The following is a 19,280-nucleotide window of genomic DNA, read 5'->3' as shown; positions in this document are numbered from 1 at the left end:
TGCAGAGAGCGACTTTCCTGCTCTCTGCATCTGTATTCAGCGGATCATCACGGAATGATCCGGGCCGCCCGGAAGCGGGCAAACAGATCGCAGAACATCTTATCTGTTGCGCGATAACCGTGGAATCCCGCCCGCCGCAGCTTGCTGCCGTCGCCAAACATGTCGTAATCCCAGCCAAAAACAAAATCAGCGAAGGCACCATCACTGAGCGCCAGAATATCGGGCTGGATCAGCGCGTTTGCAGCGGCGATTTTCTGCCACAGCGCACGATAATCCTGAAATAGCTGCCGGAAAGACAGCGAAACCGGCGGCGCGATCTCCAGTTCAAACCAAGCTGCAATGACCGGCCACAGCTCACTCCAGCGCCAGAGATCGCCATTGTTGATATTAAACGCCTGATTGCATACGTCAGAAGTGCGTGCGGCCCAGATCGTCGCGTCGGCCAGCAGAGTGGCATCGGTAAAATCGACCATACTGTGCCAGGTTTCCGGCGAACCGGGAAAGCGTAAGGGCAGCCGCGCCGCGCGACAGATTGAGGCGTACAGCGCCAGGCTCAGCGCCAGGTTCATGCTGTTGCCCGGCCTGTCACTGCCGACCACACCGGGCCGCAGCGCACTCCAGTGCCAGGCTTTACCGTGCTGTTGTGCGCTCAGCCAGTTCAGCTGCGCGGCGTTAAACTCAGCACCCGGTACGCCGGGATCGCTTTCCCGCGCCGGAGTTTTAAAGCGTCCGAGATGGGCGCCATACACTTTGTATCCCTGCATCAGGCTGACATGCTCAAGTGGGGCGACATCCTCCATGGTCTGAACCAGATTTTGCAGCATGGCAAGATTCGGCCCGACCATGGTTCCCCAGTCAGGAGCGTTCAGCCAGGCGCTGTAAAAGATATGCGTGACGTCGGTGAGTGATGCCAGCCGTTGCTGGCACTGCTGGCTATCGCGCAGATCAACCGCAATAACCTCTGTTCCGCTGACTGCATAGTCTGACCGATGCGTCAGTGCTTTGACCTGCCAGTGGTCTGCTACCAGTGCCTGACTCAGTTGCTGACCGACAATCCCGCTGGCACCCGCCACCAGCGCAACCTTCTTATCCTGCGTCGTTTTCATGATCATTGCCCTGTTAAGAGAGAAGCCGCATTCTCACCTGCGTTTATTTCTGATTAAATCCCCTGAACCGGATGTCACCTATCAGGAAAATCAATAAATGCAGAACAAACTGAATGCGATTCAGACCTTCATCCGGGTGGCGGAAGCGGGATCTTTTTCGGCAGCGGCCCGGCAAAACGGCATGAAGCAGTCTGCGGTAAGCCAGCAGATCGCCGCGCTTGAAGAGGCGCTGGGGGTGGTGTTGCTGCACCGCACCACACGAAAAATGGTGCTGACGGAGCAGGGTCAGCATTATCTGCAGCAGGTCAGGCAGTTGCTCAGCGCGATGGAAGAGCTGGAGCAGCAACTACGGCCTGAATCGCAGCCTCTGCACGGCAAACTTTATATGCAACTGCCGAGCGGCATCGGGCAGCGGCTTATGCCGCATCTGATTGCATTCCAGCAGGCGCATCCCGCGCTGCGTCTGAATATTGCACTGGAGGATCGTCTGTCGGATCTCATTGGTGAAGGCGTTGATGTGGCGATCCGCCTCAGCGAATCACCGCCCGCTACACTGGCTGCCCGTTCACTCACTACGGTTGAAACCGTGCTGGTGGCTTCCCCTGAGTGGATAGCACGAAACGGCATGCCGCAAGCCCCCAGTGACCTGCAGCACCATCTTCACATACGTTTTAGCGGCGTATCGCCCGATGCGCCGCTGCAGCTGGTGTCCGCGACCGCGAGGATGTCTGTGCCGGTGGAAAGTGCATTTCGTTCTAACAACAGTGATGCATTGATGCAGGCCCTTGAAGCGGGGCTGGGGATCGGTGGGTTACAAACGCTTATCGGCGCAGACGCGCTGGCATCCGGCCGACTGGTGAGGGTTTTACCGGACTGGTGGCTTCCCGACCGTTATCTTTATGTTGTGTTTCCCGATGCCCGCTTTATCCCGGATAAAGTGCGGAAGCTGGTCACGCACTTAAGTGAGGTGCTGGTGGGGTTGCAGGGAACAGGGCAGAAACTCATCTGATGTGGTGAAGAAAAAATCAGGTCTGATTGAAATGCACCTGACTCAGGGGTAAAGTATGCCCAGGTTGGGGACAGGGAAATACTCAGCACATGGACGCACTATTCGTTGAACTTTCCAGCTTCCAGAAATACCGTGCTGATTATCTGAATGATGATCAGTACAGGCTGTTTCAGAACATGTTGCTGGCTGACCCTGAGAAGGGCGATGTGATACCCGATACCGGTGGACTGCGTAAAGTTCGCTTCAGGGATGAGCGCCGACACAAGGGCGCACGTGGCGGGATCAGGGTTATCTATTACTGGACCAACACACAAGGCCAATTCATCCTGTTTACCATCTACGATAAAGATCAACGCGACGATTTGACCAGGCAACAGCGTGATGCCCTGGCGACCGCGCTGAATGTGATCAAAAAAGGACTGAGACATGACTGAACGCGATATCTTCAGTGAACTGATGACGGGTATGCAGGAGCTTAAGGATCATCAGGAGGGCAAAATTACGCTTAAGAGTTATAAGGTCACTAAGCGTGCCCCTGTAACTATTGCGCCGCAGGAGTTACGCGACGTACGCGAAAAACTGAACCTCTCACAGGCCGTATTCGCCCATTATCTTCATACTGGCGAAACGACATATCAAAACTGGGAACAGGGCAGGGCAAGACCTAACGCCCAGGCTGTTTTACTGATCCGCATGGTGCAGCAGAACCCAGAAACGCTGAAGACGCTCGCCAAGCTCTGACAAGCCAGCCCGTAAGGCTGGCATCCTGTTTCATTATCGATGCCTCCGGTTTACCCTCTCTGAAGAATTTAAAACCCCTCTCCCCCGATCCCGCAGTCCGTTTCACGCCACCCGCCAGATTTTAATAGGGGTCACATTCAGACCAACGACACTTTTCACCCTGATCAGGGCGTGGCAGGATAAGCGCAATCTATCAAGGAGTGTGCCTGATGTTACTGAAAGGTATGAATGATCCGCTGCTGAAAGCGTATCAGCATCCCAAATCACGGATGATGATCAGTCGTTTCAGGGGGCTGGCGGGGGATCGAAGACTCAGTGACTGGCAGGCGTTCTGTATTCTGGTCACCGGCTTTACCAATTACTGGTATGTGCATGCAGGTCACTACACCATTAATGTCACACTGACTAAAACCCGCCAGTTCGACTTCCTGCAGGATTTCCTGCATTTCACGGTCACGCTGGATGGGTTAATTGGTGATGAACATTTTCGGAGTCCGGACTTTGTGCTGCCCCATTACGATGTGCCCTACGAATTCTGCCGCTGGCGTAACAAGCGCGGCTATGATGCGTTAACTACCTATGTCAGTAAGCAGGGGGTGAAATCCCATAAAGGGATATTTGTTGCCTCTGAAGGGGCTTCCCCGGAAGAGCAGGTGATGAAATGGGAAGGCGTGATCAACGTCTATGACAAAACCTTTTTTAGCGTGACTAACTTCAGCACGACCCAGGAATTTCTGATCAAAGACATCAGTAAATCCATACAGGAAGGATTGCTGAAGCATCTGAGTTTTTACCGCGATCTGTTTCACTATATCTTCCCCACACCGGCGGAGGCGCGGTTGCAGGCACGCGATGACAGGCGCTATCTGGCGAAAAGATAGCGCCCGGGCATCTTTAGATCAGGTCAATGGTTTCAGCCGGGTCTGCTTAAACGTTGCAAACCCGGTAGTCAGCTGACCTCTCAGCGGGGTTTACCACTTCATCTCGCCGGTATTGACTTTGGCGCTGAGTTCCAGTGAAGCCGGTTCTGCCAGTTTCGGCCAGGCGGCTTTCATGGCGGTAATCACCTGCGCTGAGGTTTTATGTTGCGCCAGCGCCGCTTCAAAACTCTTCAGATAATTCAGGGTGAAATCCACCGCCTGTGAACCGGCCGGACGGGCACCAAGATAGTGACCTGGAATCACATTCTTCGCGTTCAGCGTCTGCATTTCGGTCAGGATATGACGCCACTCAGCGCGGCTCTGAACGGTCTGAGTGTCAGCCGTCCAGACATGAATGCCCGAGGAGAGGGCGGTACCGCCCAGAATGGTGCTCGCAGACGGGATCCAGATATAAGCCGCGTATTGCTCCGGATGACGCAGCTCCAGCACCTCGCCGTCGACGCTAAAGCGGGTCTGATGGGTCACTTCAGGCACAAACACCTTATCCGGCGCGCCCTGCTTCATCTGTGGACCCCAGTATTTCAGCTTGGCGTCATGCGTCTGCTGGATATGCTTCACCACCGCAGGCGCAGCAACCACCTTCACGTCCGGCCAGGCTTTAACAATCGGCTCCAGACCAAAGTAGAAATCGGGATCGCCAGAAGTGATCACAATTTCCTTTAGCGTTTTTCCACTCTTTTTAATCATCTCTGCCAGTTTTTCACCGTCCTGAGTGCTGAACTGGGCATCAAACAGAATCGCTTCGGTTGGCCCACTAACCAGCGTTGAGGAGACGGCAAAGATGCCCTTTTCCTGCGGATTATAGGTTTGCAATTGCAGGGTGGCTGCGCTGGCGGAGGCCGAGGCCAGCACCAGCATCACAGGTAACAGCTTAGTTTTCATTGAGGATCCTCAGAGATAAATGCCCGATCAGGCAGGCGTAACGGGCGATGTTCAGTATCAGTGGCGCTATTCTACGCATCTGGCTATCTGTTAGAATTCCCGCAATCAGAGATGCTGAGTTTCATGATCCGAACAGGTGGAGTGGATGGACAGAGTCACGGCGGCAGCCGTTTTCAACCGGATATGTGAACTGGGCAGCCTGAGTGCCGCCTCACGATCGCTCGGGATATCCCGACCGATGGTCAGCCGTTATCTGGAGGAGATGGAAAAGTGGGCGGGAACGCGTCTGCTGCATCGCTCTTCGCGCCAGCTGACCCTTACGCCTGCCGGTGAGGCGATCCTGCAAAAAACCCGTCAGCTGGCCCTGCTCTCAGAGGCGATCCAGCAGGAAACCACCCAGGGCGTCCCGGCCGGAACGCTTCGCATCGCCTGCGCCCACTTTACGGCTCTTCATCTTGTCGGCCCGGTGATCCCCGATTTTCTGACGCGTTATCCGGCACTGCGCATCGAGCTGGAAATTAACAATCAACCAGTAAGCCTGATTGGTGAGCGTATCGATCTCGCTATTCGCATCACCGACTCGCCAGAGCCGGGGGCGATCGCACGCCGTCTTGGCGAATGTCACTCGGTACTCTGCGCCTCACCTGAGTATCTTAAGGCGCGGGGTAACCCGGAAACCCCGGACGATCTGGCTCAGCATAACTGCCTCTACTACAGTCGCTTTGCCGGGCAGAGTTGGCATTTCACGGCGGCTGGCGGGGAGAAAATCGCGGTTGCCGTGAGAGGAAATTTCAGTGCAGGTATCTCTTCACTGTTGTGTGACGCGGCGATAGCGCACTGCGGGATAGCGATGGTGCCTGAGCAGGAGGCTCGCCACGCACTGGAAGCAGGGAAACTGGTAAAATTACTGCCCGATTATGAGCCACAACGCATAGGCATATGGGGGCTTTACCTGTCGCGTGAACACCAGTCTGCCGCACTGCGGTTGATGCTGGATGAACTGCAAAGCAGAATCAAGAGCCGGTGATCAGAGGGGAGTGTAATCGATAAAAATGAGATCTTACTATGAGTGATAATCAAACCCTTTACTGGAACCCTATGGTGCCAGAACTGACCGTCACTGACTTTACCGCTTCACTGCATTTTTACACCGTGGTGCTGGGGTTCAGTGTGAGAATTCAGCGCCAGCAGCCTGATTTTGCTTACCTCTGCTACGGAGAGGCGCAATTGATGATTGAGCAGTTCCATCCGCAGGGCTGGAACATAGCCGATCTGCGCTGGCCGCTGGGGCGGGGTATTAATTTTCAGATTGAGGTCGATGATGTTCAGGCTGTGCTGACCCGTTTGCAGCAGCATGCCGTTCCGCTCTTTCGGGCGTTACGGGATAACTATTACGACACCGGTGAGACCACCGCCTGTCAGCGGGAGTTTCTGGTGCAGGACCCCGATGGTTATCTGCTGCGTTTCAGCCAGTATCTGGAATAAGCTGAACGTGTATTGGCAATATTAATCAGCAGGAGAATGGCTTAAGTAAAATTAACATTCTCTTCATGATATTTTTATATTGACTGTTCAGTCATGATAAAAGGCAGCCTTTAATAGCAGCGTAGTGAAGTCATCTAAAGCGCGAAGAATTACCTTTTTTTTACCACCATCACATTAATCATGACCCTTTTCCGCTAACGGAAGGCGCTGTGCATAGCGTGTTAACTATTGCAAAGCGTCATTAAGTCACAGGCAGCCGTGATTTGCTGCTACAAAGCCATAATAAAAAAAGAATGTAAGAAAGAAAATTTATCCAGCGATGGTCTACACTCTCGTTAGCTGGCTGGATTAGGATTATTCTCAACAAAGGTTTTTAAGGGATTTCATTGGGCTAAGCGCCAGTACATTTACATTTATTCTTTTACTTAGCACTTAATCTTTGAGGATGTGAGCCGATAACAGGTGATACATACTCAGGAGGACGCACAATGAAATCTTTTTTATCTGTCTGCACTAGCACGCTACTGATAGCTTTGGCCGGGCCTGTTGTTGCTGATTCAAACTCAGGCACTATTACTTTCAGCGGAGCCATTACCAATGGTTCATGTAATATGAATATCGGAAAAAACCCTGTGGTATTTGACTGTTATGATCCCGCCAGTGGTAAGGCTGTGGTTACTACTGCTGACCTGATGAATCCCGAACTGCTGACCAAATTACCCCTGGAAGTAAAAATGCATTGGTTAAATCCTGAAAAGAGCAAAGGGATACTTTACGTTACCTATCTTTAACGCTTCTCCTGAAGTTTTATTCTGAACGACAGTGAAATGCCTTAGCAGCAACGGTGACATAGAAAGTAAAGATATAAACCCATAGCCAACACAGGGTTTATCATTAAGTCACTAAGAGCCAGTAAAGTATCTTTTGTGAAATTTTAAGTCAGCATCGGGGAATTCAGTTTGCCGGATTGATCATCAGATAATGTGCGCAACTTATTAAACCCCTGCATAATTGAGGGTTAACACACGTTGCATCTGTTGATATGCAGAAAAAACCCACCTCTGTTTTCAAAGGTGGGTTTCATTTATAAAAGCTTCCGTGAAGGTCAGTAAGAGTCAGAAGAGCGCTGAGTAAAGTACTTTGTGCTCTGCCGCTTCTCCTTTTTACGACGCAGCACCAGGCTGGTGGTAATAATCAGCAGCATTAAACCGCCGGTTGCCAGTAATTCAGCCTGATGTTTCGCATCAAACAACATGATCACCAGCACCGTGACGATAAACAGGATAGTGACCCACGTCAGGCCAGGAAATAACCACATCCGGTAACTCAGGACTTCACCCGCTTTCTCGCGCTTTTTACGCAGCACCAGGTGGGACGCGGCAATCACCAGATAGACCAGCAGTGCAATCGCTCCCGACGTGGCCAGTAAAAATTCAAACACCACGCTGGGCGCCAGATAATTGGCGATCACCGCCAGAAATGCAGCCGCGGTAGAGAGCAGTACCGCAATCCACGGCGTGCCGCTGCGATTGGTGCGTGAGGCAGCCGCCGGTGCATCTTTGCGGCGTGAAAGGGAGTAGAGCATGCGCGAAGAGGTATAAAGCGCCGAGTTAAGACAACTGCACACCGCCATCAGCACCACCAGATCGACAATCAGTCGGGCGTGCGGGATGTTCATCGCCTGTAACACCGTCTGCCATGAACCCTGTTCAACCAGTCCTGGCGCATTCCACGGCACCAGCGCCACCACAAAGAAAATCGACAGCAGATAGAACAGCGCAATACGCCAGATGACGGAGTTAGTTGCCTGAGTAATCTGCTTACCGGGATTCTTCGACTCTGCGGCGGCAATCGTGACAATTTCTGTGCCCATAAATGAGAACATGGTGGTCAGGATGGCAGCCACGACCGCGCCGATGCCATTCGGCATAAATCCGTGGGTGTCATAGAGATGCGACAGACCGCTGGTATTGCTGTCAGGCAGCAGACCAAACACTGCCGCACCTGCCACACCCAGGAACAGGATGATGGCAACGACCTTGATCAATGCAAACCAGAACTCAAACTCACCATAATTTTTCACGCTGAGCAGATTAGTAATGGTCAGCAACAGGGTGATAGCAAACGTGAACTGCCAGATGGCGACAGCGGGGAACCAGGCATGAAGAATGGTTCCCGCCGCATTGGCTTCCAGCGGGATCACCAGCACCCAGAACCACCAGTAGAGCCAGCCGATGGTAAATCCGGCCCAGCGTCCCAGCGCTTTATCGGCGTAGGTTGAGAAAGAGCCTGAATCGGGTGAGGCGACGGCCATCTCGGCCAGCATCCGCATAATCAGGACCACCAGCGCACCGGCGGCGGCATAAGAGATCAACACCGCGGGGCCCGCTTCAGAAATAGCATGGCCGGAGCCAACAAACAGCCCGGCGCCAATCACGCCCGCAATTGAGAGCATACGCACGTGGCGCGGTTTCAGGTTTTGAGCCAGCGAATCTGCATTCGCACTCTGAGTCATCGTCATGTAAACGTCTCCTGTCGACGTCCGGCCTGGATGGCCGGACGAACGGGGATGAACTTGCGTTAACGCGTCAGCGAAATCAGGCCGGGACGACGGGATGTCCGGCGGGTGCGACACAGTGATCGATCACCGTGGAGAGAATGGTCAGCGCCTGGCTGAACTGGGCATCCGGAATGGTGAGCGGGTAGAGGAAGCGGATGACGTTGCCTTTGGCTCCGCAGGTCAGCAGCAGCAAGCCCTGTTCCATTGCCATCTTCTGAACCGCCTGCGCGGTGCTGGCCTGATAGAACTCCATCGCCACCATCGAACCCAGCGCACGCACTTCAGCAATGTCCGGATGTTTGCGTTGCTGCTCCTGCAGTTCTGCTTCAAGCCGGGCACCGAGATCAACGGCGCGCTGGCAGAGCTGCTCCTCTTCAATCACATCCAGCACCGCATGGGCCGAGGCGATAGCCAGCGGGTTTCCGGCATAGGTCCCGCCCAGCCCACCTGGGGCAGGTGCATCCATCACCTCTGCACGACCAGCGACCGCGGAGAGCGGCATCCCGCCTGCCAGGCTTTTCGCCATAGTGATGATATCGGCCTTCACCGGGTAGTGTTCCATGGCAAACAGTTTGCCGGTACGGGCAAACCCACTCTGGACTTCATCCGCAATCAGCAGAATGCCGTGCCGGTCAGCCAGCTCCCGCAACTGCACCATAAACTCTGCGGGTGCCGCATAGAATCCACCTTCGCCCTGCACCGGCTCCAGCACGATTGCGGCGACGTCATGAGGCGCAATGTCCTGCGTAAAAATTTCTTCAAAGCTGGTCAGTGCCGCCTCGATGCTAATCCCCTGAACCGCACTGGGATAGCGTGCATGGAAGACTGACGGCGGCATCGGGCCGAAATCCCGCTTATAGGGCGCCACTTTTCCGGTCATCGCCATGGTCATAAAGGTGCGGCCATGGAACGCGTTACCAAAGGTGATAATGCCGTGACGGCGGGTATAGGCACGCGCCACTTTAACGGCATTCTCTACCGCTTCCGCCCCGGTGGTGAAGAAGGCCGTTTTCGCCGCACCGGCGATGGGAACCCGCTGATTAATACGCTCGGCCAGTGCGATGTAGCTTTCGTAAGGGGTGATCTGAAAAGCCGTATGGGTAAACTTTGTTAATTGATCGGCAATCGCCTGTTCAATGCGTGGATGGCGGTGGCCGGTGTTCAGTACCGCGATGCCGCCCGCGAAGTCGATCCAGCTATTACCCTCCTGATCCCATAAGGTGGCGTTCTCTGCCCGGGCAACGTACCAGTCGCACAGCGTACCGATACCTTTGGGGAGAGCCTGTGCTTTGCGCTGCTGCAACAGGTTATTTTTTTCGCTCATTTATTCCACCTCGTTAATATGCGTGTTTACAATTCCCGACAAACACGTTTATTTATGCCTGAGGCGTGGTGAGTTGCCAGAGCCAATTGTCAGAGGAAAGGTGGAGCCAATTGCGACTCTTATACGCAGATCATCTATTAGCGCGGTTACAGTTTATAAGAACTGGCTCATTACATCAGCGGCTGCTGAACTGCATGCAGGCCGCGATCGCTGAAGAGGTGTTTCCGCGCGGAAGCCGTTTGCCGCCAACCCGCGATCTGGCGCGCGAACTGGGTGTGTCACGAAACACGGTTATGCATGTTTATGAGAGCCTGATGGCTCAGGGCTATGTTACCGCGCGGACCGGCAGCGGCACCTGGATTGCAGAGACGCTGCCGGAAAACTCTCTGCAGAGTGATGCGATAGCCGACCTTCAGGCGGTGAAGGCGCAACGACCGGCGACGCTGTCGAAGCGGGGCGCCAGTCTGCTGGGGCACGCTACAGCATCGCCTTACCAGTGGGGCGCGTTTGTCCCCGGTGCGCCCGATGTGACCGAATTCCCCCACAAGCTGTTCAGTCAGATTCAGGCGCGTCTGAATCGTGAGCCTGACGTTCACCGCCTGGTCTACAGCAGCGGCGGTGGCTGTCCCGATCTGCGCCATGCGCTGGTGGATTATCTGCGGGTGGCACGCTCAGTGCGGGCCGATGCTGACCAGATCCTGATCACCGAAGGGGTTCATCAGGCGGTTGATCTGGTGACGCGGGTGTTGTGCGATCCTGGCGATCGGGTCTGGATGGAGGAGCCAGGCTACTGGGGAACACGCAATCTGCTACGCATGAATGGCCTGAAGATTCGGGCGATGCCCGTGGATGAGCAGGGACTGGTGCCGGATAGCGGCCCGCCACCCAGGATGGTGTTTGTGACGCCCTCTCATCAATATCCGCTGGGTGTGCATCTGAGCCTGGCCCGTCGTCAGGCATTGCTCTCTCTGGCTCGACGCCATCAGAGCTGGATTGTGGAAGATGACTACGACAGCGAATTTCGTTTTTCCGGCCAGCCTCATCCCTCACTGCAGGGACTTGAAGCGGATGCGCCGGTCATTTACATGGGAACGTTCAGCAAAACGCTCTATCCCGCACTGCGCATTGGCTACATGGTGGTGCCGAAACCGCTGGCACAGCCGTTGCGCATCGCCGCGGCAGAGCTCTATCGCGGCGGACATCTGCTGATTCAGCGTGCGCTGGCGGAGTTTATCCGGCTGGGCCATTACATGGAGCATATCCGCCGGATGCGCCTGCTTTACCGCCAACGGCGGCAGTTTCTCTGCCGGCTGATCGAGCGCTATCTGGGGCCAGCCTTTTTACCGGCATTCAATCATGAAGCGGGGCTGCATCTGGTGATCCCGCTGCCAGCAGGCGCGGATGACGTGGCGATAGCCGCGGAGGCGCTGAAGCGCGGCGTCAAAGTACGGCCACTTTCGCAATATTATATGCACCCTCAGGAGGCGCGCGGATTGCTGCTGGGTTACGCCTGCGTCAATGAGCGGCAGTGTCAGGATGCGTTTGGCACTCTCAAAGCCTGTCTTGCGTCCGCCGGAATGGTATTCACTCCGCAGCGCTAGCGGGTTCAGGGGCGCTTATTTTGAAGGAGGGCGGTTTTACTGCCGCCTCAGTGCTAACGCATTGACATTTAATCAGAGTCACCGAGAATACTCCTCTTTGCGCCCCGACCAGACAATACCGGAGTCTATCATCGCCTTTAATCCCTTTACTGCACCGGCCCGTGCGGCTATTAAGCGAGGCGCCGCGCTGGCTGCCGCGTTGTTGCTGGTCAGTTGCGCATCCGAGCCGCCGAAATCGCTGGTCACTCCTTTTCCGCCTGTGACGAAACAGCCGTTACCGACGCCCGGCAAGCCAGCACAACCTCAGGCGCAGGAACCGATGCGGGGCGTCTGGTTAGCCACGGTTTCGCGTCTTGACTGGCCGCCCGTTGCGTCGGTGAATGGCACCAGTCCGGCGCAGCGTATCCGCCAGCAGCAGCAATCGCTGATCGACAAGCTGGATAAGCTGAAAAGCCTGGGCATCAACACGGTGTTTTTCCAGGTGAAGCCAGATGCCACGGCGCTCTGGCCCTCAAAAATCCTCCCATGGTCAGATATGCTGACAGGAAAAATTGGTGAAGATCCGGGCTATGATCCGCTGCAGTTTATGCTGGATGAGGCGCATAAGCGCGGTATCAAAGTCCATGCCTGGTTCAACCCTTACCGGGTGTCGGTTAACACTAAATCGTCTACCGTCAGCGAACTGAACCGCACGCTGTCACTGCATCCGGCCAGCGTTTTTGTGCTGCATCGCGACTGGATCCGCACTGCAGGCGATCGCTATGTGCTCGATCCGGGTATCCCTGAGGCGCGTGACTGGATCACCAGTATTGTGGCCGAGGTGGTGGCGCGCTATCCCATCGACGGTGTGCAGTTCGATGACTACTTCTATGCGGAATCTGCCGGTTCGCTGCTCAACGATAATCAGACCTTCAGCCGCTACGGTCAGGGATTTGCCAGCAAAGCGGACTGGCGGCGTCACAATACTCAGCAATTGATTGAGCAGGTGTCACATACCATCAAACAACTGAAGCCGGAGGTGGAGTTTGGTGTCAGTCCTGCGGGCGTCTGGCGTAATCTCTCGCATGATCCTGCCGGTTCCGATACCCGCGGAGCGGCGGCGTATGATGAAGCTTTTGCCGATACCCGCCGCTGGGTGCAGCAGGGCTTGCTGGATTACATTGCACCTCAGCTCTACTGGCCTTTTTCCCGTCAGGCGGCCCGTTACGACGTGCTGGCAAACTGGTGGGCAGAGGTCGTTAAACCGACCAAAACCCGGCTCTACATCGGCCTTGCTCTCTATAAAGTGGGCGAGCCGTCAAAAATTGAGCCTGACTGGACACAGCAGGGTGGCGTACCGGAGCTGAAAAAGCAGCTCGACCTTAATGAATCGAACCCCAATATCGATGGCACGATTCTGTTCAGAGAGAACTATCTGAATCAGCCGCAGACTCAGCAGGCGGTAAGCTATCTTAAAAGCCGCTGGGGAGGCTGAGAAACGCCGCGACAGCATGACCAGTGCGGTTAAGTTTTTCCCTGTGACTTGCTGCTATTCTTGCACTTTATATGGGAGGAACCATGAGCGAACTGATTGATATTTTTACAAGTCACAAAAGTGAACGCAGTTTCACTGAGCAACCTGTCGATGAAGCTGTGCTGGATCGGATTATCAGTACCGCTTATCGCGCACCGACATCAGTAAACTCGCAGCAGGTTTCTGTGGTGATCACGCGTGATGCCGGACGTCGCGCACAGATCGCCGCCATTGCTGGCGGTCAGCCGTGGATTGCCAAAGCACCGGTGTTTATTACCTTTGTGCTGGATATGCATAAATCAGCCGTGGGGATGGCCGCGGTCGATCAACAGCAGATTGCCCATCAGAGCATTGAGAGTATCGTTTCGGGTTCTACCGATATCGGTATCGCGCTGGGGTCGGTAATGGCGGCTGCGCGTGCGGAAGGTCTGGGGATAGTGCCAATTGGCGGTATCCGTCGCGACCCGCAGGCGATGATTTCACTGCTGGAACTGCCGCCGCTGACCTTCCCGGTGGCGGGTGTGGTAATCGGTCACGTAGACGAACCGGCTCATCAGAAACCACGTCTGCCTCTGGCGACGTTCCGCCATGATGAGACTTACCAGACGCAGGGTCTGGAGCAGCAGATTGCGGCCTACAACGATGAGATGGTTCAGCACTGGAAGACGATTGGCCGTAATGACGGTGAGAGCTGGAGCGAAAGCGTCAGCGGTTACTATAAAAACATCTACTTCCCGGATGTACTGCCAGCACTGCTGAAGCAGGGTTTTGGTACAGATAAATAGTTCGCTCTCGTTATTGAGTGAATAGCATAAGGCCATCCGTACTGTTTACGGGTGGCCTTTTTCATTTTGTTACTATAACGAAAGGTGACTTTCCACGTCGTAACACATAATTTCCCTTTTAACCGAAGCGCAACCGCCTTTAACACTTATCTTCCAGGGAAATAACATGTCTCAGCGTTCACTCTACGCGCTCTGTTTAATGAGCTTTTTTCTGGCCGATGTCCGCGACGGCCTGGGGCCATTTCTGGGCATCTTTCTTACGGAGCGACACTGGCGACCCGACGAAATCGGTCTGGTAATGACCTGTGGCGGCATCGCCGGATTACTTGCCACGCTACCGGCAGGGATCGCCGCCGATGCAACCCGTCATAAAAAAATCATTGTGCTGCTGGGCTGTCTGGTGATTACCGTTGCCACGCTGCTGCTGTGGTACAGCAATCAGACCTGGACGGCGATGGTCTCGCAGGTTGTAGCCGGCCTGGCTGCGGCGTTTATCGGCCCGACGGTGGCGGGGATCACCTTAGGGCTCACGGGTCAGCGCGGCTTTAACCAGCAGATGGGACGCAACGAGGCGTTTAATCATGGCGGTAATACGATTGCTGCATTGCTGGCCGGTTTTTCAGCCTGGTACTGGGGCATGGGTGCCGTTTTCATTCTTATGACGGTAATGGCGATTTTCGCTGCTTTCGCTACGCTGGCAATTCGCGGAAATGAGATCGATAACGATGTGGCGCGCGGTTATGAACCGCATGAAGAGCGTCAGCCAGCGCTGCGCTTATCAATGTTGTTGCGAAACCCGGCGCTGATGATCGCCGGTGTGACGCTGCTGCTGTTTCATCTTGCCAACGCCGCACTGCTGCCGATGCTGAGCATGCGCGTTGCCTCAGCGGGCGGCCAGGCGGCAGTCAGTCCGGGCCTTTACGCGGCGGCAACGGTGGTGATTTCCCAACTGGTGATGATCCCGGTCGCGCTGTGGGTGTCTAAGCGGGTTGATACGCACGGCTATCGCCTGTTTATCATGGTCGCCCTGATGATATTACCGCTGCGCGCGGTTCTCGCCGCCGGCTTTGCCGGGCCGATTTTTGTCATTCCGGTTCAGGTTCTGGATGGTATTGCGGCTGGGATTCTCGGTGTGGCAGTGCCAGGCTATATTGTCTCCCTGCTGCGGGGTACGGGCCATGTTAACGCCGGGCAAAGCGTTATTATGCTGATGCAGGGCGCAGGTGCAGCGCTGAGTCCCGCCATGACGGGCATGATCGCCGCACGTTATTCCTACAGCACTGCGTTTGCGGTACTCGGCGCAATTGCGCTGGCAGCGCTGATTCTATGGTGGCGCACCAGTAGCGCCCCAGCCGCCCGTCAGGCCTAATCAAATACAAAAAAGGCTGCCCATGGGGCAGCCTGTTCTGGCAAATCCGTTTGCGACCATCCGTTATTTATACAGTTCTGCGGTCATGTGAACACGGTTGTTGGTGTTCGCTTCCGTAATTTTATACTGCGCGCCCTGTTCCTGAGCCTGAGCAGCGATTTTTGATTCTGCGCCATCCAGTGTGGATGAGGTGACAGAAACGCTCTCGGCAAAGCTGCCAAAAGAGATCAGAGAAAGAGTTGCGAGTGCGGCGATTGAAAGTGCTTTTACGTTTTTCATGGTCATATTCCTGAGATATGCCAGCAACTATTCCTTACAGTGTCTGCTCATTCCCGACTGTTTACCTGAATCCCTGTATCAGCAGGGAATAATAGAAAAAAATCGGTTATGAGCTGTTTATAATGTTCCTCTGCATTCATAATTTTTCCCTTTATTACCCCCTTTTTTGTGTACATACTGGTGTACATAATTTTCCACTTCAGAAGATTTATGGCGCTATCAGACGCTGCCCTGCGTGCGATGCTGGGCAAAGAATATGAAAAAGTTCAGGTTAAGACCGATCGTGACGGGCTTTCTGCCCGCGTATCCTGCCTGGGTAAGATCACGTTTCAGTACCGTTACCGCTGGAACGGGAAGGGCGAACGCGTTGATATCGGTACATACCCGGCTACCAGTTTAAAAGAAGCGCGTGACGAGGTTACCAGGTTGCGTGGCCAGCTTGAACAAAACCGCAATCCTCGCATACTGAAGCGCAAAGCCCGTGATGATGCTTTTTCTGCACTGACTGTTGAAGGGGTAATCAGGACGTGGCTGGAAAAATATGCCGTTGAAAATAAACCTGAACATCATGATGTGCTGCGTTCATTCGAAATACACCTTTTTCCCTGGTTAGGTAATGTTCCCCATGAGGATGCACCCATCCACATGTGGCTGAACGTTCTGGAACCGCTGGCACGTAAAAAACCCTCTATAACCATTCGTCTTTTAACCAATGCCAGGCAGGCCCATAACTGGGCGATGCGCAGGCGGCTGATAAAAATCACACCGCTAACCGATCTGCGTCTGGCAGATTTAGGGATCACGCTGACACCGCGCGAACGTGTTCTGTCTGCTGACGAAATTGTGACAATTTTCCGCGCAATGGAGGCCAGCAGGCTGGCGAGAAAGTTTCAGTTGCTGGTTAAGTTGTGTCTGTTGTTTGGTTGCCGGGTGGGGGAACTATCCAACGCAGAAAAGTCGCATTTCGATTTTGAAAAGAAAATATGGTCCATCCCGCCATCACATCACAAAACGGGCAAACGCACACGTAAGCCGCTGTTGAGGCCAGTCATACCAGAGGCAGAAAAAATGCTAAAGGAGCTGTTCGACCAGTCACCGCATAGCCGCTTTGTAATGGCGAACATTCAGCGTGACGCTCCCCAGGCCCGCTCATCCCTGATTGATATTCCACCCAGGATCAGGCAATCAGCGCGCCGCCATTTGAGCACTGAAATGGAACACTGGACATTGCATGATCTGCGCCGGACGGCCCGCACTAATTTTTCGGATCTCACTGAACCACACATTGCGGAAATAATGCTGGGGCATAAATTGCCAGGTGTCTGGCAGGTGTACGACCGTTATGAGTATATCGAGGAACAGCGTCGCGCCTATTCGTTATGGTGGGCGCGTGTTACAGAGTGGATTAGTGGTGATGGGACAGTATCAGTGTTGGCGCGCTCTTCGTGATAGCGCATGATGTCGCAGGTGCGAAACGTCAGACGGCTGCGGCGTACCGGTACCGGAAACGCGGGATTGTGGGGGCGCTGAGTTCGCCCGTTTACTGATACCCATTTGCGAATGGTTTGCGGTGCTACGCGAAGCAGCATGGCAGCTTCGTGCAGATTCAGATAGGGCATCTGTAAGAGAGTTTGAATATCAATTTTTGGATTATGCACCATTTCTGTCTATACCTCTGTCATGGTGTTTGCCTCGGACATGCCCGATCATCCATACTCATGAGCTGGCCCACAGGTTGTCAGCGCCATGGATGATTTGCCAGAAGGAACTGACATCTGAATCCAGTTTCGGGCAATAAAAAACCCCGCATAGGCGGGATTTTCATTATTTATTTTTGTCGCCTTTATCATGCTCTGGCTTCTATACAGATCTGCACATCTAAATGACTACATATGTTGTTAAGATATAAACGCAGAGGCATCCATGCTCAGAGTATATATATCAGCCTGAACTGTCTGGTCCTTATAAAAATTTATCGTTCCATTTAACTCTGCCACACGATATTGTGATACCGCCCAGCCTTTATTATCCCATATTTCCAGGAAATTACCTGATGCCAGAGTTGGCAGATACAAGACAATTTTATGCATAGAGTCTTCTTTTCCACTGAGTACGATCCTGCCGCCATTTGTCAGTCCAGACTGACGTGTCCAGCGAATACCCAGCCGTGTTGGTTTTTTTACTCTGATGTAATAAGACGCCACGATAGTGTTACTATTATTCTTACCAGCCTTCAGGTTGTTTTCAGCCAAAAGCTGGAAGTCAATCTGACTGGTTTCTTTAAAAACTAAATCTGCAGATTGTGTTATAGGGGAGCCTGTTGGAGAAATGAACGCGTGATGATCAGGTTTTGGTGAAGGTTTGATTTTATGCTTGCCAGGATGAAAAATAAAAACATTACCGAAGGTTGGATTTACAACTAAAGAAAGTAGAACTGCCATAATTTTGATGTTTTTCATTCAGCTACCTCTCTTTAGGTTTTGTTAATGCATAATGAAATGGCTGCGACATAAACCAATTGTTCATAAGTGTTTTCCCCCGCTGCAAGTAACTTTAGTTAATAATAAAATGCTTTTTAATTATCTAATCTTCACTCGAGCAATGGATGTTGAAATCGAGCGGAAGGCTAAGGGTGTTAATTCATAGGCTTAGCCTTCTTTCTGGTCATTTCATTTCTGATGAATAACTATCGTTAAGAAATAAACGCTGATGCATCCATACTCACGGTATAAGTGTCAGCAGCTACCTGCTGTTTTCCTTGAATAACTAACGAACCACCAAATCTTTCTTCGAGGTTACGTGTTATATGCCATTCATCTTTGTTGTCGTAATCATAATTACCCCAAGCAAAGTTCAGCTCAAGGATATTTTTTGGATTGTTCTTACCGTGGATTTTCACTATGGGAACTCTTACTTCTCCAACGCCAGGTGTCCAGCGCACTCCTATCCTTACTGGTGGTGATGAAGTGATATCAAATGTTGCTACTATTTTGTATTCGTCATTTATTCCTGCCTTTAAATCCTGAACAGGTATCAGCTTAAGATTCAGTTTCGAGTTCTGTTTGAAAACTAAATCTGCCGATTGAGTTAAAATCTCGCCGACTTGTTGTGGTGTGTTATCAGCTATTGCGATGTTGCATGCGCTTAACAAAGAAAGTGTTAAGGGTAAGGTCTTTAATTTAATCAATTTTCAATCCTCTGTGGTTGATGCCTGTAATAGGACGTTTGAGAAATTACGTTTTGAGTTACTTCATGTTTGATGGTTTTTTAGTTCCTTCCGCATTGAACCGAAATGTTAATTGGCCATGTATGGCTCTCAATATACTGTTCGCCGTTTGTTATTAATTTCAGGGTGGCGAAACCTGATGGGTCGTTAAGCATAACGCCTGTCCCGAATTGTATGTCAGGCTGCCAGCCTTCTCCGACCAGCCTGACTCTCAGTGGCCTGTTTCCTCCCGGTCTGTCATAAAGGGTATAGGACCCGGGGGTAGTCTCATTCTGCGCCGATGGGCTCCAGACATTTACAGCACACTTTTGATTCATACCAGATAGATATATCACGGCCAGTGTCGTACCATCCGGAAATATTCCTGAGTGTAATTCTGTATCGGGTACGATTTTAATTGCTAAGTTTTCAGCTATGCTCTGATTATAAAATGCATTAAGTAGCAGAAGCAGTGACATG

20 protein-coding genes are annotated in these 19,280 nt (G+C 53.0%); 12 read left to right on the top strand and 8 right to left on the bottom strand.

The window, feature by feature from the left end:
- Window positions 1-47: 47 nt before the first annotated feature.
- The gene (locus EPG66_RS12525; protein WP_182687051.1) at window positions 48-1,106 is read right to left on the bottom strand and encodes an SDR family oxidoreductase; all 1,059 of its coding nucleotides are present in this window, start codon (window positions 1,104-1,106) and stop codon (window positions 48-50) included.
- A gap of 97 nt (window positions 1,107-1,203) precedes the next feature.
- Between EPG66_RS12525 and EPG66_RS12520 the strand changes: the two genes are divergently transcribed.
- The 4 genes from EPG66_RS12520 to EPG66_RS12505 all read left to right on the top strand — a co-directional run bounded on the left by EPG66_RS12520 (window position 1,204) and on the right by EPG66_RS12505 (window position 3,737).
- Entirely contained in the window at window positions 1,204-2,115 is a 912-nt protein-coding gene (locus EPG66_RS12520; protein ID WP_182687049.1) for a LysR family transcriptional regulator, read from the top strand.
- 89 nt (window positions 2,116-2,204) lie between these two features.
- Window positions 2,205-2,549: a toxin gene (locus EPG66_RS12515; RefSeq protein WP_182687048.1), complete on the top strand. Its 345-nt coding sequence runs from the start codon at window positions 2,205-2,207 to the stop codon at window positions 2,547-2,549.
- Window positions 2,542-2,856, top strand: a complete 315-nt coding sequence (locus EPG66_RS12510) for a helix-turn-helix domain-containing protein (protein WP_069026836.1) — start codon at window positions 2,542-2,544, stop codon at window positions 2,854-2,856. The genes EPG66_RS12515 and EPG66_RS12510 overlap by 8 nt, the downstream gene beginning before the upstream one ends.
- Before the next feature lie 209 nt (window positions 2,857-3,065).
- The gene (locus EPG66_RS12505) at window positions 3,066-3,737 is read left to right on the top strand and encodes a hypothetical protein (RefSeq protein WP_083069864.1); all 672 of its coding nucleotides are present in this window, start codon (window positions 3,066-3,068) and stop codon (window positions 3,735-3,737) included.
- A gap of 90 nt (window positions 3,738-3,827) precedes the next feature.
- Here the strand turns inward: EPG66_RS12505 and EPG66_RS12500 are convergent, their stop codons facing one another.
- Window positions 3,828-4,679 carry a Vmh family MBL fold metallo-hydrolase gene (locus EPG66_RS12500; protein ID WP_163658736.1) on the bottom strand — a complete coding sequence of 284 codons (852 nt, stop codon included), beginning with the start codon at window positions 4,677-4,679 and terminating at the stop codon, window positions 3,828-3,830.
- Between the two features lie 145 nt (window positions 4,680-4,824).
- Here EPG66_RS12500 and EPG66_RS12495 point away from each other — a divergent pair, with 145 nt between their 5' ends.
- From EPG66_RS12495 to EPG66_RS12485, 3 genes are all read left to right on the top strand, one after another.
- Window positions 4,825-5,706, top strand: a complete 882-nt coding sequence (locus EPG66_RS12495) for a LysR family transcriptional regulator (protein WP_031594128.1) — start codon at window positions 4,825-4,827, stop codon at window positions 5,704-5,706.
- Window positions 5,707-5,744: 38 nt separating this feature from the next.
- Window positions 5,745-6,164, top strand: coding sequence for a bleomycin resistance protein (locus tag EPG66_RS12490; RefSeq protein ID WP_031594127.1), 420 nt, complete (start codon window positions 5,745-5,747; stop codon window positions 6,162-6,164).
- 488 nt (window positions 6,165-6,652) lie between these two features.
- Window positions 6,653-6,955 carry a type 1 fimbrial protein gene (locus EPG66_RS12485; protein ID WP_069026834.1) on the top strand — a complete coding sequence of 101 codons (303 nt, stop codon included), beginning with the start codon at window positions 6,653-6,655 and terminating at the stop codon, window positions 6,953-6,955.
- Between the two features lie 314 nt (window positions 6,956-7,269).
- On the opposite strand, the gene gabP is transcribed toward EPG66_RS12485, so the two are convergent.
- Both gabP and gabT read right to left on the bottom strand, forming a co-directional pair.
- On the bottom strand, window positions 7,270-8,685 hold the full coding sequence (gene gabP, locus EPG66_RS12480; RefSeq protein ID WP_182687045.1) for a GABA permease: 1,416 nt from the start codon (window positions 8,683-8,685) through the stop codon (window positions 7,270-7,272).
- Between the two features lie 76 nt (window positions 8,686-8,761).
- Window positions 8,762-10,048, bottom strand: coding sequence for a 4-aminobutyrate--2-oxoglutarate transaminase (gene gabT / locus EPG66_RS12475; protein ID WP_182687043.1), 1,287 nt, complete (start codon window positions 10,046-10,048; stop codon window positions 8,762-8,764).
- Between the two features lie 110 nt (window positions 10,049-10,158).
- Between gabT and pdxR the strand changes: the two genes are divergently transcribed.
- The 4 genes from pdxR (at window position 10,159) to EPG66_RS12455 (ending at window position 15,316) form a co-directional block, all read left to right on the top strand.
- The gene (gene pdxR, locus EPG66_RS12470; protein ID WP_182687041.1) at window positions 10,159-11,649 is read left to right on the top strand and encodes a MocR-like pyridoxine biosynthesis transcription factor PdxR; all 1,491 of its coding nucleotides are present in this window, start codon (window positions 10,159-10,161) and stop codon (window positions 11,647-11,649) included.
- Between the two features lie 97 nt (window positions 11,650-11,746).
- Complete coding sequence (locus EPG66_RS12465; RefSeq protein WP_220495191.1) at window positions 11,747-13,123, top strand: glycoside hydrolase family 10-like protein; 1,377 nt, start codon at window positions 11,747-11,749, stop codon at window positions 13,121-13,123.
- Between the two features lie 83 nt (window positions 13,124-13,206).
- Window positions 13,207-13,947, top strand: a complete 741-nt coding sequence (locus tag EPG66_RS12460) for a nitroreductase family protein (RefSeq protein ID WP_039389726.1) — start codon at window positions 13,207-13,209, stop codon at window positions 13,945-13,947.
- 166 nt (window positions 13,948-14,113) lie between these two features.
- A complete protein-coding gene (locus EPG66_RS12455) occupies window positions 14,114-15,316 on the top strand; it encodes an MFS transporter (protein ID WP_182687039.1) in 1,203 nt (400 codons plus the stop codon).
- A gap of 63 nt (window positions 15,317-15,379) precedes the next feature.
- Here the strand turns inward: EPG66_RS12455 and EPG66_RS12450 are convergent, their stop codons facing one another.
- Window positions 15,380-15,595 carry a YdgH/BhsA/McbA-like domain containing protein gene (locus EPG66_RS12450; RefSeq protein ID WP_010246960.1) on the bottom strand — a complete coding sequence of 72 codons (216 nt, stop codon included), beginning with the start codon at window positions 15,593-15,595 and terminating at the stop codon, window positions 15,380-15,382.
- A gap of 210 nt (window positions 15,596-15,805) precedes the next feature.
- On the opposite strand from EPG66_RS12450, the gene EPG66_RS12445 reads away from it, so the two are divergent.
- Window positions 15,806-17,044, top strand: a complete 1,239-nt coding sequence (locus EPG66_RS12445; protein ID WP_022624514.1) for a tyrosine-type recombinase/integrase — start codon at window positions 15,806-15,808, stop codon at window positions 17,042-17,044.
- A 449-nt stretch (window positions 17,045-17,493) separates the two neighbouring features.
- On the opposite strand, the gene EPG66_RS12440 is transcribed toward EPG66_RS12445, so the two are convergent.
- The 3 genes from EPG66_RS12440 to afaD all read right to left on the bottom strand — a co-directional run bounded on the left by EPG66_RS12440 (window position 17,494) and on the right by afaD (window position 19,279).
- On the bottom strand, window positions 17,494-18,054 hold the full coding sequence (locus EPG66_RS12440) for a hypothetical protein (RefSeq protein WP_010670539.1): 561 nt from the start codon (window positions 18,052-18,054) through the stop codon (window positions 17,494-17,496).
- A gap of 233 nt (window positions 18,055-18,287) precedes the next feature.
- Window positions 18,288-18,782 carry a hypothetical protein gene (locus EPG66_RS12435; protein ID WP_010670538.1) on the bottom strand — a complete coding sequence of 165 codons (495 nt, stop codon included), beginning with the start codon at window positions 18,780-18,782 and terminating at the stop codon, window positions 18,288-18,290.
- An 80-nt stretch (window positions 18,783-18,862) separates the two neighbouring features.
- Entirely contained in the window at window positions 18,863-19,279 is a 417-nt protein-coding gene (afaD, locus tag EPG66_RS23265) for an AfaD family invasin (RefSeq protein ID WP_369074320.1), read from the bottom strand.
- Window position 19,280 lies beyond the last annotated feature (1 nt).

This window comes from Pantoea pleuroti (assembly GCF_014156615.1).
In the GTDB taxonomy this organism is placed as follows: Bacteria; Pseudomonadota; Gammaproteobacteria; order Enterobacterales; family Enterobacteriaceae; genus Pantoea; species Pantoea agglomerans.
This window is presented reverse-complemented; position numbering and strand designations above follow the sequence as displayed.

What these genes read in the sequence shown, in the direction of transcription:
- EPG66_RS12525 (WP_182687051.1), bottom strand. Translation starts at nt 1,106, where the DNA reads ATGAAAACGACGCAGGATAAGAAGGTTGCGCTGGTGGCGGGTGCCAGC.
- EPG66_RS12520 (WP_182687049.1), top strand. Translation starts at nt 1,204, where the DNA reads ATGCAGAACAAACTGAATGCGATTCAGACCTTCATCCGGGTGGCGGAA.
- EPG66_RS12515 (WP_182687048.1), top strand. Translation starts at nt 2,205, where the DNA reads ATGGACGCACTATTCGTTGAACTTTCCAGCTTCCAGAAATACCGTGCT.
- EPG66_RS12510 (WP_069026836.1), top strand. Translation starts at nt 2,542, where the DNA reads ATGACTGAACGCGATATCTTCAGTGAACTGATGACGGGTATGCAGGAG.
- EPG66_RS12505 (WP_083069864.1), top strand. Translation starts at nt 3,066, where the DNA reads ATGTTACTGAAAGGTATGAATGATCCGCTGCTGAAAGCGTATCAGCAT.
- EPG66_RS12500 (WP_163658736.1), bottom strand. Translation starts at nt 4,679, where the DNA reads ATGAAAACTAAGCTGTTACCTGTGATGCTGGTGCTGGCCTCGGCCTCC.
- EPG66_RS12495 (WP_031594128.1), top strand. Translation starts at nt 4,825, where the DNA reads ATGGACAGAGTCACGGCGGCAGCCGTTTTCAACCGGATATGTGAACTG.
- EPG66_RS12490 (WP_031594127.1), top strand. Translation starts at nt 5,745, where the DNA reads ATGAGTGATAATCAAACCCTTTACTGGAACCCTATGGTGCCAGAACTG.
- EPG66_RS12485 (WP_069026834.1), top strand. Translation starts at nt 6,653, where the DNA reads ATGAAATCTTTTTTATCTGTCTGCACTAGCACGCTACTGATAGCTTTG.
- gabP (WP_182687045.1), bottom strand. Translation starts at nt 8,685, where the DNA reads ATGACGATGACTCAGAGTGCGAATGCAGATTCGCTGGCTCAAAACCTG.
- gabT (WP_182687043.1), bottom strand. Translation starts at nt 10,048, where the DNA reads ATGAGCGAAAAAAATAACCTGTTGCAGCAGCGCAAAGCACAGGCTCTC.
- EPG66_RS12460 (WP_039389726.1), top strand. Translation starts at nt 13,207, where the DNA reads ATGAGCGAACTGATTGATATTTTTACAAGTCACAAAAGTGAACGCAGT.
- EPG66_RS12455 (WP_182687039.1), top strand. Translation starts at nt 14,114, where the DNA reads ATGTCTCAGCGTTCACTCTACGCGCTCTGTTTAATGAGCTTTTTTCTG.
- EPG66_RS12450 (WP_010246960.1), bottom strand. Translation starts at nt 15,595, where the DNA reads ATGAAAAACGTAAAAGCACTTTCAATCGCCGCACTCGCAACTCTTTCT.
- EPG66_RS12445 (WP_022624514.1), top strand. Translation starts at nt 15,806, where the DNA reads ATGGCGCTATCAGACGCTGCCCTGCGTGCGATGCTGGGCAAAGAATAT.
- EPG66_RS12440 (WP_010670539.1), bottom strand. Translation starts at nt 18,054, where the DNA reads ATGAAAAACATCAAAATTATGGCAGTTCTACTTTCTTTAGTTGTAAAT.
- afaD (WP_369074320.1), bottom strand. Translation starts at nt 19,279, where the DNA reads ATGTCACTGCTTCTGCTACTTAATGCATTTTATAATCAGAGCATAGCT.